At 47.0% G+C, this 17,426-nt stretch carries 12 protein-coding genes; 3 read left to right on the top strand and 9 right to left on the bottom strand.

The features are described from left to right. Positions 1-59: 59 nt before the first annotated feature. Complete coding sequence (locus GJB61_RS01030; RefSeq protein ID WP_154116277.1) at positions 60-968, bottom strand: YitT family protein; 909 nt, start codon at positions 966-968, stop codon at positions 60-62. A gap of 168 nt (positions 969-1,136) precedes the next feature. After that, the gene (gene cls, locus GJB61_RS01025; protein WP_154116275.1) at positions 1,137-2,567 is read right to left on the bottom strand and encodes a cardiolipin synthase; all 1,431 of its coding nucleotides are present in this window, start codon (positions 2,565-2,567) and stop codon (positions 1,137-1,139) included. A 189-nt stretch (positions 2,568-2,756) separates the two neighbouring features. On the opposite strand from cls, the gene GJB61_RS01020 reads away from it, so the two are divergent. Together GJB61_RS01020 and GJB61_RS01015 are read left to right on the top strand one after the other, a co-directional pair. Continuing rightward, the gene (locus tag GJB61_RS01020) at positions 2,757-3,902 is read left to right on the top strand and encodes a M23 family metallopeptidase (protein WP_154116273.1); all 1,146 of its coding nucleotides are present in this window, start codon (positions 2,757-2,759) and stop codon (positions 3,900-3,902) included. A gap of 37 nt (positions 3,903-3,939) precedes the next feature. Next, positions 3,940-4,389 carry a bactofilin family protein gene (locus GJB61_RS01015; protein WP_154116271.1) on the top strand — a complete coding sequence of 150 codons (450 nt, stop codon included), beginning with the start codon at positions 3,940-3,942 and terminating at the stop codon, positions 4,387-4,389. On the opposite strand, the gene GJB61_RS01010 is transcribed toward GJB61_RS01015, so the two are convergent. The 7 genes from GJB61_RS01010 to GJB61_RS00980 form a co-directional block, all read right to left on the bottom strand. Further along, entirely contained in the window at positions 4,386-5,183 is a 798-nt protein-coding gene (locus tag GJB61_RS01010) for an ABC transporter permease (RefSeq protein ID WP_154116269.1), read from the bottom strand. The two genes, GJB61_RS01015 and GJB61_RS01010, sit on opposite strands and share 4 nt — an antisense overlap. After that, positions 5,176-6,120, bottom strand: a complete 945-nt coding sequence (locus GJB61_RS01005; protein WP_154116267.1) for an ABC transporter ATP-binding protein — start codon at positions 6,118-6,120, stop codon at positions 5,176-5,178. Before GJB61_RS01005 ends, GJB61_RS01010 begins: the two co-directional genes overlap by 8 nt. A 57-nt stretch (positions 6,121-6,177) precedes the next feature. Further along, positions 6,178-6,783 (bottom strand): DUF2812 domain-containing protein, encoded by a 606-nt coding sequence (locus GJB61_RS01000; protein WP_195724185.1) that lies wholly within the window; start codon positions 6,781-6,783, stop codon positions 6,178-6,180. Continuing rightward, positions 6,770-7,093, bottom strand: a complete 324-nt coding sequence (locus tag GJB61_RS00995) for a PadR family transcriptional regulator (RefSeq protein WP_338115631.1) — start codon at positions 7,091-7,093, stop codon at positions 6,770-6,772. The genes GJB61_RS01000 and GJB61_RS00995 overlap by 14 nt, the downstream gene beginning before the upstream one ends. 240 nt (positions 7,094-7,333) lie before the next feature. Next, positions 7,334-11,929 carry a glutamate synthase large subunit gene (gene gltB / locus GJB61_RS00990; protein ID WP_154116263.1) on the bottom strand — a complete coding sequence of 1,532 codons (4,596 nt, stop codon included), beginning with the start codon at positions 11,927-11,929 and terminating at the stop codon, positions 7,334-7,336. 371 nt (positions 11,930-12,300) lie between these two features. Then, positions 12,301-14,655 carry a YhgE/Pip family protein gene (locus tag GJB61_RS00985; RefSeq protein WP_154116261.1) on the bottom strand — a complete coding sequence of 785 codons (2,355 nt, stop codon included), beginning with the start codon at positions 14,653-14,655 and terminating at the stop codon, positions 12,301-12,303. Between the two features lie 171 nt (positions 14,656-14,826). Then, the gene (locus GJB61_RS00980) at positions 14,827-15,402 is read right to left on the bottom strand and encodes a TetR/AcrR family transcriptional regulator (protein ID WP_154116259.1); all 576 of its coding nucleotides are present in this window, start codon (positions 15,400-15,402) and stop codon (positions 14,827-14,829) included. 263 nt (positions 15,403-15,665) lie between these two features. Between GJB61_RS00980 and GJB61_RS00975 the strand changes: the two genes are divergently transcribed. Further along, positions 15,666-16,853, top strand: a complete 1,188-nt coding sequence (locus GJB61_RS00975) for an MGDG synthase family glycosyltransferase (RefSeq protein ID WP_154116257.1) — start codon at positions 15,666-15,668, stop codon at positions 16,851-16,853. The last annotated feature ends 573 nt before the right edge of the window (positions 16,854-17,426 follow it).

Here is a 17,426-nt window from a genome sequence, read left to right as displayed (position 1 = left end):
TATTGCTCTATCGTTCGTAAATATATACCTTCTTTTATAAAAGCTCAGAAATAACTTCGCTAATGAATGGCCTTTTTCTTGAAACGTCCACCTTTAACATCATGAATATTACCAATCGCGACGAATGCATCAGAATCCCAATCCTCAACTATAGATTTGAGTTTTGCCTCTTCCAAACGCGTGATGACTACAAAAATTACTTTCTTGTTATCACCGGAGAATCCGCCTTCTCCTTCCAGATAAGTAACACCGCGTCCAAGACGCTCTGTCAGCGCTTCTCCGATATCCCGGAATTTATCGCTGATAATCCATACCGACTTCGATTGATCGAGACCTTCAAGCGTAACGTCAATCATCTTAAAAGCAATGTAATACGCAATAAGTGAGAACATGGCATTATTCCAGCCAAACACGAAACCTGCTCCTGAAAGAATAAACAGGTTAAAGAACATCACAACTTCACCGACAGAGAACGGAAGCTTTTTGGATACTAGAATAGCTACGATTTCCGTCCCATCCAGTGATCCACCGTATCTTACAACTAACCCTACGCCTACACCAAGTATTACACCACCAAACACAGCAGCAAGCAACGGTTCAACAGTAATTGGCATTACAGGATGCAGCAGTTGAGTACCAATGGACATAAGGATTACAGCAAATAATGTGGATAAGGCAAAGGTCTTACCGATTTGCTTATAACCAATAACGAGGAACGGAAGGTTAAGCAATGTTAACAAAATACCGAGAGGAATGTTGAAGATGTGAGACAGCATAATAGAAATACCGGTAATTCCACCATCAATCAGTTGATTGGGAACGAGGAATATCTCAAGCGCTACGGACATCATGGATGCCCCTAATACGATCATGATAATTCGCTGCGCTAGCTTTGCCGTTTTGAAAGCACCGGACTTTTGCGGCTTCTGATGATCCCCATTCGCAAAGACTTCTTGGCTTACAGTCATAGAACTCCCCCTAGAGTAACAGTGTTTTTTTAGAAACCTACTAGTATAAATATGAACCATACTTTTGTAAATTTCATTTTATACAATCTATTATATCATAAATGGACCCTAAAAATGAATGTAGAGGTAAATAACCTTCGATAAGATGCTATTTCATCACTTTTCCCGTCATAATAGCGGTGATAACAGCTGACATAAGCCCTCAACACACTTGACAAAATTCCCCCTGTTCCTAAATTGAAGTGGATCTATGTACTCACTATGCTTTAGATCTTGTTCAAAGCCGAAAGACAGTGCGGATATTACCTCTGGGCTCAGCAGCACCGCAGATAGCTCAAAGTTTGAATAGAAGCTGCGCATGTCCAGATTCGCACTCCCTACCGAGGCTAACAGCTCATCCACAACCATAACTTTGGCATGCATGAAACCTTTGGTATAGCGATAGAATTTCACTCCTGCATCCTGCAAATTCTCCAGATAGGATAAAGTGGCATAATAAACAAGCCTGTTATCAGGCTTGGCTGGTATTATAATCCTTACGTCTACTCCACGAAGGACAGCACTCTTTAGCGCACGGGAAATTGCCGGATCGGGTATAAAATAGGGAGAGGTAATCCAGATTCGCTGTTTAGCCGAGCACATCGCTGCAAAATACATCTCCTGGGAAGCATCCATATCTCCATCGGGTCCGCTCCCGACAATCTGCACTGCCTCCATCTCCTCACAGGAATGTTTCGGAAACAGGCGGGGGTGGCTCATTCCGTCATTGGTAACCAGTCGCCAATCCTTCAAGAAGATATACTGAATATAATAGACAGAATCTCCTTCAAGACGTAGATGTGTATCACGCCAGAAGCCCATTGCGGGATTCTTCCCCAGATAATCATCACCCACATTCATTCCACCAGTAAAGCCAACGAGTCCATCTACAACCAGAATTTTACGGTGATTGCGATAATTAAAGCGACGGTCCAGCAATGAGGTCAGCGGAGGCAGGAAAAAATGAAACTCAACTCCGGCCTTTCTTAAAGTCCGTATGAATCTACTGCTCAGCTTGTGACTGCCCAGACCATCGCATAGCAGACGCACCTTAACACCCTGACGCGCCTTACGGATCAGAAGCTCCTGAAACTGCTCGCCAATCTCATCATCGCGAAAAATATAAAATTCCATATGGATATGCTCCCGAGCGCCCTCCATCGCTTCCAGCATGGAATCATAGGCTTCCCGTGCACTTGCCAGTAGACGGCTTTTGTTGTGGCCTGTAATTGGGCTTTCTGACAGCCTGGAGAGCAGGATCAACAATTCCTCGTTGTGCTCAAACTGTGAATTCCCGCACTCTGCTGTACTTCTCACAGCAAAGCTTTTTCCGGAGACATGATTGCGAATTTCACGAAACAGTGAGATGCATCTTCGGTTAATTCTGCGGCTTTGATGGTAATCACGACCCAGGAAGTAATAGAAAGCTAGCCCCAGCGGAGCACAACAGAGGGTAATAAACACCCAGGCCATTGCCCTTTGCGGACGGCGGAACTCCAGCAGCACAATTGCAGCAATTTGAATAAGATAAAAACCAAGAATTATCGCGAGTATCTTCATACTTGTCACCCCTCTACTAGTACAGGTTTTGCCGTAACTCTCTTTCTTTATTCAAACAAACCGTTGTCATGTTCACGAAAGACATGGAATACATAGAGTAGTAGGACAATTCGGATGAGCGTAATGGAAGAAATGACATTGGTCTTAAGCTTACAAAGCGGCTGACAGAAGCCGCAGGAAGGAGTAGCCATGAAGAGTCAGCCAGATCATAACCGGATTACGCTGCTCGTCGTCCAGGATGCAGGGCGTCCAGTCAGACAACTTCAGCTATCTAGACCGCTGGCTTTAGCCCTGCCGGCCGCGGCTGTACTGTCCATCTCTAGTCTGGTCACCTCCATGCACTATCATGCCTCACAATCGATCTCTCAGCTGGAAGCAGAGGCTGCTGCGCTTACACTCACCAATCTTCGTATGGAAATGAAGGTCGCCGACAAGGATCAGACACTGCTGCAGCTACGCAGCCAAGTGACCGAGCTCTCTGAGGAGGCTGAGAATATCAAAGGCAAGCTTAAAGGTGTGAGTGAGCTGGAAGAACAGCTGCAATCACTGATTAACAAAGGTAAGGCTTCTACCTCTGGCGCAACCTCTGGTACAACGGGATTATCCAACGAGACGACCTCATCAGCACCCTCTGGGGCTACATTTGGGATTTCGCCTGCCTCTCCATTCTCATCTCTGAGCGCAGTCAGCTTCCGTCTAGGAGCGATCAATGCTGCACTAGGCAGTACAGTTACCCCTCAGGTAGGCGGCGAATATGTTGCTGTCCATCTGAACGATCCCTTTGAGCTAGTAGATCAAACTAAGGATGATTTTGCCGAAATCAGCAGCCTGCTTGATGAGATGGTTGACAGTATCTCCAACACGATTACTGAGGCAAAGAAAGCCAATACCGTACAGGCGAATCTCCAGGCCAAAAAGGCATTAGCGGAAAAAGCCAAATTGAAGCCGGCTGTATTCTGGCCCACCCAATCCAAGGTGATCTCCTCGAATTTTGGTTACCGCTCCGATCCCTTTAAGGGCGTATCAGCCTACCATGCCGGTATCGATATCGCTGGAAATATAGGAGATCCTGTGTACGCAGCCATGGATGGCGAGATTACGGCGGCAGAACAAATGGGAGCCCGCGGCAAATATATTATTATTAAACATCCGAACGGTCTTGAGACATGGTACATGCATTTGAACGGTATGGTTGTCTCTGTCGGAGACAAGGTGGCCAAAGGGCAAAAGATCGGTTTATTGGGAAATACCGGGCGCAGCACAGGACCTCATCTTCATTTTCAAGTAGTGAAGCAGAACAAGCCGGTGAACCCCTTAACATATGTCAAACCGTGAATGCCTTTAAATTCAAGAATAGAATGGAGGATTAACCATGTGGAAGAGACAGCAGCGCACTTCAATCAAAGCTACAGACTCCCTGATTGGACACGGAGGAACACTGGAGGGCAAGGTACATTGCGATACCAATCTGCGGATAGAGGGTACATTTAGCGGTGAAATTCATTGTAGCGGTACAGTTACGGTAGGGGAACAAGGAATAGTCCGTTCCAGTATTAGCGCAAAGGAGATAGTCATTGCCGGCAAGGTATTCGGTAACGTGAGTGCAGAACACAGGCTGATTATGACAGACACCGGGCAGCTCTATGGCAATATCCTGGCGGGAACACTTAGCATTATGGAGGGCAGTCTGCTTAATGGAGCTGTGGCCATGAAAGAACAGCCCACCCCTGAGGTAGCGGGCGAGCCGGAGAATCATATTCATATGGACAAGACAGCTGCTAAACGCCCTTCCAAAACACAAGGCACTCTGGAGGTCAGTTAAGCGGCAACATCTCTTTTGCGGAATACGATCCAGGAAACCAACATGAATAAGGCGTAATAGACGGCCAGCACCGCGATTGAGAAACCAAGTGTAGATCCACCCGCTCCGGTGTCGGAGTTTATATAAACCGACAGATCCATGTGATTGAAGATTAAATATCGCGCCCATTCAAACCGATCCGGATTAAAGAGAAGGCTGAAGATGCCGCTCGCAAATATTATAAACAGCGACAGCCCAATAGCCAGACCACTAGCACGGAATACACTGGACACCATGAACGCAATCCCGGCAGTCAGGAACAGCTGAATATATTGACAGAGGATAACCAGGAAAGAATATTGTGCCGGACTCCAGCTTGAATTCATACCCGCCACTCCCTCACTGGAACCTGACGAGAAAATGAGCGATGCTCCCAAACCGAAGGCAATCAGTACACCCGTACTGAGCAGACTGAATAATACCAATGCAATGTATTTAGAGAGCAAAATCTTGGAGCGGCTCCACGGGCGAATCAACAGCAGCTTGATTGTCCCCCAGGAAAATTCGCCCGCTACGGAGTCCGAGGCTATAACAACCGTAAAGATCGTGTTCAGGAAAAACGCAATCGCTATACTCACCTGGAAATTATCCCAAACCCCCATACCTCCGGAATCAGCATCCCCATTGCCTGTGAAATAGACTAGCACCGGAATCAGCGCACTCATGACTGCCAGAATAATCAGCATAATCCATGTGCGGACACGACTATATATTTTGATATTCTCATTATGTATGAGAGCTGCGAAATTACCCAATACCTTCACCTCCTGTGATCTCCAAGAATTGATCTTCCAGCGAGCGGGCAAGTGTCTTGATGCTATACACTTTAATTCCGCCTGTCACCAGCTTTGCATTCAGTTCGGCAATTTCTTCCCGTGTTGCTGCGAGGACAATGCCTCCGTTCTTTAAGACTCCGTGACCCATCAGCGCCAACGCTGCTTCCGGCGCATCCACCTCAAACAAGGTTTCACCGATCGGCATAATGACATCCCCAACCGTCTTCAGCTGTTTCACGTCTACCAGCCGTCCATTCTGAATGATGGCTACACTATCGCACATCAGCTCCATCTCGGACAGCAAGTGACTGGATACGAAAACGGTTGTTCCTTCCTCCTGGCAAAGACGGCGCAAATAGTCACGAAGCTCACGGATACCTTGCGGATCGAGCCCGTTTGTCGGCTCATCCAGAATCAACAGCTTCGGCCGATGCAGCAGTGCCTGAGCTACGCCAAGCCGTTGGCGCATGCCCAAGGAATAGGTCTTCACCTTGTCATGAATCCTAGCTCCAAGACCTACCAACTCTACAACCTCATCAATCCGTTGTTTGCTCACTCCTGATACCATACGCGCATATTGGCGCAGATTCTGATATCCACTCAGGAACTTGTACATTTCAGGATTTTCTACAATGGCGCCAATGTTGGCAACCGCCTCTTCAAAATGATCTTTAATACTGCGGCCACAGATCAAAATGTCACCGCTGCTAATGGAGATCAACCCCACCATCATCCGGATCGTAGTTGTCTTCCCTGCTCCATTCGGTCCAAGGAAACCAAAGATTTGACCTGCTGGTATATCCAGCGTTAGATCGCTAATGAGCGTCTTAGAGCCCATTTTCTTACTCACTCCCTGCAGGCGGGCTACAGGTTCCACTTTTTCTGCCGTGTTGGGCATAGTCTCACTTCCTTTCATCTACATCCTAGTTTACCACATATACCCTTTTTCTTGAAAATTGGAAGTTGATAGCAGCTACAATTTGTTTTTGATTTTCTTAGCAGTAGTCTGATATTTAAAAAAGTTATATAAAAATATCAATGTAATTATGAAAAAACTCCAAACCGAACTAATTCTCATGAATGCAAACGGAGTTTCAAATAGGAATGCGGACCAGAAATCCGAATTCTCCATTTGCCATAGTCCCTGGGTTAAATAAGCTGCTTTCGGATTAAAATAATATGTCACTGCATTATGATTAAAAAGAAATACAAACGGTATAATCGCCGCAGTCCCGTAATAAGTCGCCAGACGTTTGTAAAGAGCAGCTTCAGAAGGATTGTCGGAAAAAAGTACATTCTGACCATCCTTCTCTTTGATTAAATAATGATGAGAATATCCTTTGTTTCCAGCAATATGCCTCCAGCCGAATTCTTCATACAGAGCTTCGTAATTCTCTAAGTGATCTTTGGTTTTCAATACTTGAAAGTCAATTTTAATGACTTGATTTCGTTGTTCGGTTGTCTTAAAAGTATAAATTCCCATTCTGTTTACCTTTATTAACTCATAGCCCTTCTGAAGCCACACATTTAACCATTCTTCTTCTTTCTTAAAATTAACGAATAGCTTAAATTTCCTCATTATCATCACTCCCCTTTAAAAGGCTTGTCATATGATTCATTCGTTTGGCATCCTGCCCTAATATTTCACGTCCTTTTTCAGTTAATACGTAGACCTTTCTCCGATTATCACCATCTTCCATTCGTTCAATTAATTGGAGCTTCAGTAAATTTTCAATTGCACCATATAACGTCCCAGCGGCAATCCGTACGTCTCCCAGACTCATTTCTTCTACCTTTTGCATAATTAGATAGCCATGCGCAGGTTCTTGTAACACCAACATTATGTAATACGTTGTCTCTGTTAAAGGTAACAAAGAATTTCTATTCACTACGCTCCCACCTTTATATACAGTTGAACTATATAGTCATATTATATACAGTTAAACTATACATTTCAACTGTATATTGTATTTATATTTTTTATTGTTCTCAGAGAACTACGCAAGCATAGAAAAAGGGACCTGACCCCTTCCGCAAGCGGAAGCACGTCAAGCCCCTCTGTTAGTGATGCCAGTGATTCAGTTCACCCTTACTGATTGTCTAAATAACTTTATTTCAATAGCCGTACTCTAGCCACCTACACGTGCAAGTTCGCGCATGTTCGCTTCAAAAGCGGCCATCAAAGCGGCCTCACCAGTCAGCCCGCTTTCTTCTACCTTACGGATCTGCTGCATCATGCGTTTATAATCCTTCGGAATTACACGAGCGAACTTCGGCAGGTTATCTGCCCACTGTTCAAGTACCCGCGAACCAAGCGCACTGCCCGTAAGCTCCGTATGACGGACAATCAGGGCCTGCAGCTCTGCAATTTCCTCAGGTTCTTCTACCCGCTCCAGCAATACCATTTCCAGGTTACAACGGCTAACAAAAGTATTGTCAGGGTCGTACACGTAAGCAATACCACCCGACATGCCCGCCGCAAAGTTGCGGCCCGTCTCGCCAAGCACTACCACGCGTCCGCCAGTCATGTATTCGCAGCCGTGGTCGCCCACGCCTTCTACAACAACATTTGCCCCAGAGTTACGAACACCAAATCGTTCGCCGGCGATACCGCTGATATAAGCTTCACCGCCTGTTGCTCCGTAAAGCGCTGTATTCCCAATAATAATATTATCTTCAGCAGCGAAAGTGGCTAAAGGTGATGGTTTGATGATGATCTTACCACCAGACAGACCTTTGCCTACATAGTCATTGGAGTCGCCTTCAACCGTAATCGTAATTCCCTTTGGCATGAATGCACCTAGACTTTGCCCCGCAGAACCGGTGAAGTTCAGACGAATCGTATCGTCAGGCAAACCTGCTGCGCCGTATTTACGTGTAAGCTCACTGCCCAGAATGGTCCCAACCGCACGGTTAACGTTTCTAATCGTCAGAGAAGCCTCTACAAGCGTTCCGTTCTCCAAGGCAGGTTCTGCCAACTTCAGCAGTGTGGAGACGTCTAACGTCTCTTCTAGACCATGGTTCTGAGATTGACTACGGTAACGAGTGCTTCCTTCTGCTAATTTTGGAGTGTGCAGCAAGCTGCTAAGATCCACACCTTTTTTCTTCCAGTGATGCGATGCCTGCACAGCATCCAGACAATCCGTACGACCTACCATTTCTTGAATGGTACGGAAGCCAAGACTGGCCATAATTTCCCGCAAATCCTCGGCGATGAAGGTCATAAAGTTAACCACATGCTGTGGATCTCCGGTAAAGTTCTTGCGAAGCTCTGGATTCTGAGTAGCTACACCAACCGGACAAGTATCCATATGGCATACACGCATCATAATACATCCAACGGATACGAGTGGTGCTGTGGCGAAGCCATACTCTTCGGCGCCCAACAATACGGCTACCGCCAGATCGCGGCCGCTCAACATTTTACCATCTGTTTCCAATACAACCCGGTCACGCAGATTGTTCAGCATCAAAGTCTGATGAGTTTCAGCCAGACCCAGCTCCCATGGAAGACCTGCATGACGGATAGAGTTCATTGGCGATGCGCCTGTTCCGCCGTCATAACCGCTGATCAGGATAATATCAGCACGCCCTTTGGCCACACCGGCCGCAATCGTGCCCACACCAACCTCAGAGACAAGTTTAACGTTAATAGCGGCACGTGGATTGGCATTCTTCAGATCATAGATCAGCTCCGCCAAATCCTCAATGGAATAAATATCATGATGTGGTGGCGGTGAGATTAGACCCACACCTGCCGTAGAGCCACGAACCTCAGCAACCCAAGGATATACCTTACGTCCTGGAAGCTGCCCGCCTTCTCCCGGTTTGGCCCCTTGTGCCATCTTGATCTGGATTTCATCCGCGTTAACGAGATAGTTCGAAGTGACTCCGAAACGTCCCGATGCTACTTGTTTAATGGCACTGCGGCGGGAATCGCCGTTGCTGTCCGGAATGAAACGCGCCGGATCTTCACCGCCCTCACCTGTGTTGCTCTTGCCGCCGATTCTGTTCATCGCGATCGCCAGTGTCTCATGCGCTTCCTTACTGATCGAACCGAAGGACATTGCCCCTGTCTTAAAGCGTTTCATAATAGAGGCGGCTGATTCTACCTCATCCAGTGGAATGGACTCATAAGGTGAATTGAACTGCAGCAGGGAACGAAGGGTCTGAAACTTCTCGTTTTCTCCCTGAACCAGCGTAGCGTATTTCTTGTATAACTCGTAATCGCCACTGCGTACCGATTGCTGGAGCATATGAATCGTCTGCGGGTTGAACAAATGTTCCTCCCCATCGCTGCGCCATTGATATTCGCCGCCGGAATCAAGCACCTTATCATTGCCGTCCTTCTCGGTGAAAGCACGGTTATGGTGCGTAAGGGCCTCAATAGCCACTTCCTCGAGACCAATTCCGCCAATGCGGGAAGGCGTCCAGGTAAAATACTGGTTCACGAATTCAGAGTTCAAGCCCACCGCTTCAAATATCTGCGCACCACGATACGACTGAATCGTAGATATACCCATTTTGGACAGTATTTTCACAACGGTCTTAGTCGCCGCTTTAATATAATTCTTCACAGCCTTCTCATGCGAGATTCCACGCAGCAGGCCTTGGCCGATCATATCATCCAGACTTTCGAAAGCCAGATACGGATTTACAGCACTCACGCCATAGCCTAGCAGAAGCGCATAATGATGAACCTCACGTGGTTCGCCGGATTCCAGCAAGATACTCACTTTAGTCCGTGTTCCTTGCAGGATCAGATGGTGATGCAGGCTGGACACGGCAAGCAATGCTGGAATCGCCGCATTCTCACGGTCTACACCGCGATCCGACAGAATAAGAATGTTATGTCCCTTGGCCATAACGCGGTCAGCGGCCTCGTTCATGCGTTCAAGTGCGAGACGCATGCCTTCTCCCCCAAGCTCAGCCGGGAACAAAATTGGAATCGACATCGATTTGAAGCCTGCTCGGCGGACATGACGGATCTTGGCAAAATCCTCATTGGACAGAATTGGCGTATCCAGTGTAATCTGGCGACAGCTTTCCGGTTCCGGTTTCAGCAGGTTGCGCTCAGGTCCGATAGTTGTAGTTGTAGACGTAACCAGCTCTTCACGGATCGCATCGATTGGTGGATTGGTTACCTGGGCAAACATTTGTTTGAAATAATTGTAGAGCCGCTGCGGCCGATCCGACAGCACAGCCAGCGGAGAATCATAACCCATAGAGACTACGGATTCTGCACCCGTTGATGCCATGGGCTCAAGCACCTTGCGTAAATCTTCGAATGTATAGCCAAAAGCCTGCTGCAACTGCTGCACATTGTCGTGCTTTGGATTAGGCAGCTCTGGTGCATCCGGAAGATCGTCCAGACTGATCAAATGCTCATCCAGCCATTCACGGTACGGCTGCTCGGAAGCAATAGCCGCTTTAACCTCTTCATCGGAAATAATGCGGCCTTCCTTCGTATCAATAAGCAACATACGTCCTGGCTTCAGGCGGTCTTTGTATAGGATGTTCTCCGCGGGAATATCTAGTACCCCTGCCTCGGAGGACAAAATAATCATGTCGTCTTTGGTTACATAATAACGTGCGGGACGTAGACCGTTACGGTCGAGAATAGCGCCAATCTGCACGCCGTCGGTAAAGCCCATCGCCGCTGGTCCATCCCATGGCTCCATTAAGGTGCTGTGATATTCATAGAAAGCCTTCTTCTTCTCATCCATACTATCATGGTTGCTCCAAGGTTCAGGGACCATCATCATGGCAACCTGTGGCAGGGAGCGTCCGCTAAGGTACAGGAATTCAAAGGTATTGTCAAACATCGCAGTATCCGAGCCATCCGGGTTAATCACCGGTTTGATCTGATTTAAGGATTCTCCGAAGACTTCACTCTTGAACAGGGACTGCCGGGCATGCATCCAGTTCACATTACCGCGCAGTGTATTAATCTCGCCATTATGAATCATAAAGCGATAAGGATGCGCCCGTTCCCAGCTTGGGAACGTATTGGTGCTGAACCGGGAGTGAACCAGCGCAATAGCCGATTCCAGCTCTTCACTTTGCAGGTCCAGATAGAATTGCCCTACCTGCACAGTAGTCAACATACCTTTGTATACGATCTTGCGACAAGATAAGCTTGGCACGTAGAAGGATTCACTTTCTTCTACATTGCCATAGCGGATAGCAAGCTCAGCGCGTCTACGGATAACATACAGCTTACGTTCAAAAGCCATGTCATCCGTAATCGCAGCCGAACGAGCGATAAATACCTGACGTACATAAGGCTTGGCGGCTTTCGCCGTTTTGCCCAGCATTTCATCATGGGTAGGCACGTCACGGTAACCGAGTACTTCCTGACCCTCTTCAGCGATGATATCGCTCAGAAGAGCTTCATGGCGAGCGCGAATCTCTGCATTATGTGACAAAAAGATCATGCCCACGCCATAATGGCCTTGCTCCGGTAATTCAAAACCAAGCTTCTTGGCTTCACCGGCAAAGAAACGGTGCGGAATTTGCAGCATGATGCCAGCTCCGTCACCAGAGTTAGGTTCGCTTCCTTGGCCTCCCCGATGCTCCATATTAAAGAGCATAGTTAAAGCGTTAGTTACAATATCATGGGACGGTTTGCCTTTAATATGGGCAACAAACCCCATTCCGCAAGCATCTTTTTCGAACTGAGGATCGTAAAGGCCCTGTTTGCTGGGCAGTTCAGTGTGTCTCATCTCACGCAACCTTTCTATTATAAAGTGGAAGTTATCTCAAGAAAAATTTCACATTAAATCTTAATAAATATTCAAGGCAGATTGGTTATATTATTTTATCATCGACCTGACATGAGCGCAATTTAAACTTTTTTATGAGATTGATTAACAAATGCTTTTGCGGTACAGCTTTAGTGAATAAAAGCGTAAAAAATCTTCTCAGTGCATAATTATACACAAAAACCGAATAAGTCCTTATGCAATGTAACCGTTTTAATCAATATTCACTCGGATTGTCACACTACAGAAACGTTCATTTATTAGCTTACAACAAAAGAGCACCCCACTGGGGGCGCTCTTTTGTTATATTTTCAACTTTTTTAATTATCGAATTATACAGTCAACACTTGTTCACTTGTCACTTCAACTTCATTTTCCAGATCTCGGGTCATGAAGTAAGCCAGTGTAAGTGCCAGGAATACTATGCCATAAATAGCAAGTGTACCCGCATCTCCCCACATCGCACTGTAATCACCCGTAGAGATCACTGCCTTGAAACCTTTAACGCTATACGTCATTGGCAGCAGAGGATTGAAGAACTTCATCCAGTTAGGAATCAATTCCAGTGGGAACGTACCTGCGCTTGTTGTTAATTGGAAAATAAGAATTACGATAACAACGAAACGTCCCGGTTGATCAAGCCAGGTAACAACCGCTTGAATCGCCCACATGAAAGAGAGACTCGTAATGAAGGTGAATGCGTAGAAGAGGGGTACATTCTGTACATTCAGCCCAAGACCGTACAAGACGACAATGGATGCTAAGAGTGACTGGATCAAACTCATCAGTGAGAAGGATAATGTCCGACTGATGAAGCGGTTAAAGCGGCTTGCACCGATAACCTCAGATCCACGCATAGGAATAACCAGTGTGCAGATCAGTGCACCGACGAACAACCCAAGAGACAGGAAGTATGGAGCAAAACCCGTGCCATAGTTCGGCACTTCGTTGACGACTTGCGTCTCAATTTCTACAGGCTGAGCGAACATTTGCACCATTGCATCTGTTTTCTTCACTGTACTTGTCTGTGCAGCAGCATCAGTGAGCTTACTTGCTAATTCATTCGAACCGGATTTCAGCTCATCCATACCTTTCTTCAGCTCGCCTGCACCATCAGACAATTGCTTCGAGCCATCAGCTACAGAGCTGATACCGCTACCCAGCTGGCCTACGCCGCTCAGGAGTGTCGATGTTCCGGCTTGGAGCGCTTTACCGCCTGCGGCGAGCTGAGTGCCGCCTGCGGCAGCTTCACTAAGTTTCGCGCCGAACTGCTTCATTCCAGCAGCAAGTTTATTGCCGCCGGCTGCAAGCGTGGTTGCACCTTGAGACAGCTGCTTCTGGCCATTCAGCAGCTGTGTGCTGCCTGCATTAAGCTGCTGTGCACCCTCGTGCAGCTGGGTTACACCCGCATCCAGCTGCTGCGCACCTGTGTGCAGCTGATCTGCACCAAGCACCAGCTGTTCCTGACCGCTGTGCAGTGCAGTTGCGCCCTCGGCTAACTGCTGCTGACTCTGCTGCAGCTGTTCGGTTCCTGTGGCGACTGCTGCGCTAGCAGCCAGCAGCTTTTGTACGGCTGGGCTAGCTGCCAGCTGTGGATCGGATTTCGCCAGCTGCTGCAGCCCATCGGCTACTGCTTTAGCGCCCGCGCTTACCTTCACGCTGCCATCGGTCGAAGCTTTCAGACCGGCTGCAAGCTTGGCACTGCCGTCCACAGAGGAGGTCAAGCCTGCTTGCAGCTTCGCACTGCCATCAACCACAGAGGCAGTTCCTGCTTGCAGCTTGGTAGTGCCTTCTACTGCTGACTGTGTTCCAGCCTGCAGTTGTGCAGCACCAGTTGCCGTCTTCTGCAAGCCGTCACTTAATTGCTTACTGCCCGCGCTGCTTTGCGTAACGCCATCCTGAAGCTGCTTATGCGCAGCGGATAATTGCTGCAAGCCGCCGGCTAATGTGCTGCTGCCGGATTCCAGTGCCGCTGCACCGGTATTCAGATCAGTTACGCCTTTAGTCAGTGGCGCTACGCCATTCAGCAGCTTCCCAGTTCCATCTGTCAGCAACAGCAGATTCTCCTGCAACTTGACGGCACCGTCATCCAGCTTTCCCGCGCCAGCGGCGATTTGGGTTGCTCCATCTCCCGCTTCACCAATCCCGGTGGAGATTTCTGTAATCTTATCAAATACAGATTCTGTATAAGCTTCTGTTACCTTAGCCGATACCTTTGTCTTAATATCCTTTACAGCCGTGCCACCGATCTGGCCAGCCAGAAAGTTATAGCCTTCATTCGGCTCAAAAATAATTTTGGCCTGCTGCGGCTCATCATCCAGAAGTGTCGTCGCTTTGGCGGAGAAGTCTTCTGGGACCACAATCGCCATATAATAGCTATTGTCCTTAAGTCCGGCATCCGCTTGTGCGCGGGTGACAAAGTTCCACTGGAAGCCATCGGTCTTTTTGAGCTCTGCAATCATGTCATTTCCGGCAGTTAGCTTTTGGCCTTCATAATCGGCGCCTTTATCTTCATTCACGACAGCGACAGGCAAATCGCTCATTTTGCCGTATGGATCCCAGAATGCTTTCAGGAACAATCCGCTGTACAGCACCGGAATGAACAGGACAACGAACATTGGAATAAGCACTTTAGGATTTCTAAGCGCTGCACCAAGGTCCTTGGTAAACACGGATAATGATTTCATTCTGGTTCTCTCCTTATGCTCTCTTTAATTGCTTCAAGAAATGCTATTTCGTGAAACTTTCTGTAATACCAGTTGACCACTTTCCCCATTTAGTCAGTCATGAGCATAAAAAAATCCCGAGCGCTATCCTGTTTGGAAATCACTCGATTATTCAGTTCATGTGCCTAACACTTACAGCGCCAATCCTTCAGCCAAAAATAAATGAAAGTACGTCTTGATTTCCTCTTTGCTTAAAGGTTTGTGCGTCTTGTTCAGTACAGCAGTCAGTACAATATATAGTCTGAACATTACCATTGATATGATTTTGGGATCACAGGGCTTAATCTCTCCCTGACGAATCGCGAATTCCACCTCCCTTTCCAAATACTCAAGAACAACGTTCTCGATCTTGTCTAGTCCTTCTTGCGCCTGCGGCGTTCCGACTTCGCGATTCTCCTGGGAAAGTTTAATGAACAGCTCGTGTTCGCTTCGAAAATCCAGCAGAGCATCCAGCACACGGTGCAGATTATCAAAGAAGGGTTTATCACGTTTGATTTCCCGCTCGGCAATCGACTTCATCTCTAACGTTACATCGCGCAAGATCTCATCAAACAACTGCTCTTTATTTGTAAAAAAGGTGTAAATAGTGCCCTTGCCAACATTCGCTATTTTAGCGACCTGATCCATTGTAGTTGCTTTATAGCCGAATAATGAAAAAGATTTAGTCGCGGCCTTCAGCACTTGCTGCCTTCGATCTATCACAGCCATCTATACACTTCCTTTCTCCAGAAAATATCGTTGCCATGCGCTTTTGACCATTTTACTAATCCGGTCACTTGGTCATTTATTACTTTATCACTTTGTCATGGCCTTTGCAAGACTCTGGGCAAATATTTATATTTTTAATTTTTGCAGTGTTTTAACTTTCTATTTACGTCTAATTTGTATAATGTGAGAAGTAAAGTGTTTTTCCTAGTATAATAAGAAGAGAGTTAGCAATTCTATCGAGTAGGAAAGTAGCAGGTGAACTTATGCGAAAGAAAAGAGTACTGCTGTTTTCGGAAGGCTTCGGTACGGGCCACACAGGGGCAGCCTATGCTCTAGCCGAAGGAATCAAGCTGCTGAACCCTGATGTTCAGTGCCGAGTTATTGAACTGGGTAAGTTCCTTAACCCGACTGTAGCTCCTTGGATTCTTTCCGCTTACCGAAAGACGGTCAGCAGTCAGCCAAAGCTGGTCGGCATGATGTATAAAACACAATATGATAAATCACTGAACCGGTTGACCAAGCTGGCGCTTCACCGGATTTTTTATACACATGCCTCACAGGTCATTGAGCAGCTAAAGCCGGATTTGATTATCTGCACCCATCCTATTCCGGGGGCTGTCATCTCCAGATTAAAGCGCCGTGGGCTCAACGTGCCGCTCTATACATTGATTACTGATTATGATGCCCACGGCAGCTGGGTCAATTCGGAGGTTAATGGCTATCTAGTGTCTACTCCACGGGTCAAGTCGATCCTGACCGGTCGGGGAATCGATCCTGAGCTTGTAACAGTGACCGGAATTCCGGTACATCCAAAGTTCTGGGAACGTTCCAACAAGACTGTGCTGCGTAAAGAACTGGGTCTTTCCGATATCCCGACAGTGCTCATAATGGGCGGCGGCTGGGGGTTAATGTTCGGCAAAAAAATCATGAACTCCCTCACAGCGAGGATGGGTGAGATCCAACTCATATTCTGCATGGGCAGCAATGACAAATTAGTAGCCAAGATGCGGGCAAACCCTCTGCTCCAGCATCCTAATGTTAAAATTCTTGGGTACAGCAGTGAAATCAATAAGCTGATGGATGCTTCCGACCTGCTGATTACCAAGCCTGGTGGGATGACCTGCACGGAAGGTCAGGCTAAGGGAATTCCCATGCTTTTCTATAAAGCCATTCCTGGCCAGGAAGAGAAGAATTGCCAATACTTTGTCGAACTTGGCTTAGCAGAAGTATTGGATTCAACTGTAGTGAACAAATGGTTCTCCTTGCTGCTTCGTGAATATGCAGCCTTGGAAGAGCAGCGCAGACGCAGACTTGCACCGGACCGCCATCAGCCGAGCAATTGCGCCACAACTGTACTGGAGATTCTAGGCAATACGGTAGATAGGGCTAGAGAAGCCCAAGGTTCACGGGCACAAGCCCGAAATGAAGAACCTGTATATCTGACACCTTAAGCGAATTTCATATCTTAATGAATTATAAAACAAAGAACCTCAAATCCACTTGAAATGTGGATTTGAGGTTCTTTAGATTTTAGGACGAACCGTTACAGCAGAACAATTGCATTACTCATTTGATCTTTGCCTAAACTCAGGAGGCTGGTTTGCTTAACAGCATTTCGTGCCACTACGGTACATAGCTTACATTAGCAACATTAATTCATGTTAAATGCTTCCACTTTGGTTCGTCCCCAAATTATTACGCAATTATTTTGTCCGTTACTCTACGCCAGTTTCGTATAGCGTGTAGCTGAATACGCGTGATCCTGCCGCTTTGACATATTCAATACATCGTTCGATAAGAAGAAACGTCCGGACTGAAAAGCCCCTATTTGCTCGAAATCAGGCGAGTTGGGAGTTTGGCGGACTCAAGGGAAGCTATTGATTAAATTTCTTTCCAAAAGAACCTGTTTTAGCTTCAATAGCGTCTTCTGAGTCCGCTTCCTCTTCCGCACACCCCTCGAAAGAAAAATAGCGGATCTACAGTCCGCCTGAGTCGAACTGCAACCATTCAGGCGTTCCACCTAA

Origin of the sequence: Paenibacillus monticola, assembly GCF_009664975.1 — a bacterium.
GTDB classification, from domain to species: domain Bacteria; phylum Bacillota; class Bacilli; order Paenibacillales; family Paenibacillaceae; genus Paenibacillus_AQ; species Paenibacillus_AQ monticola.
This window is presented reverse-complemented; position numbering and strand designations above follow the sequence as displayed.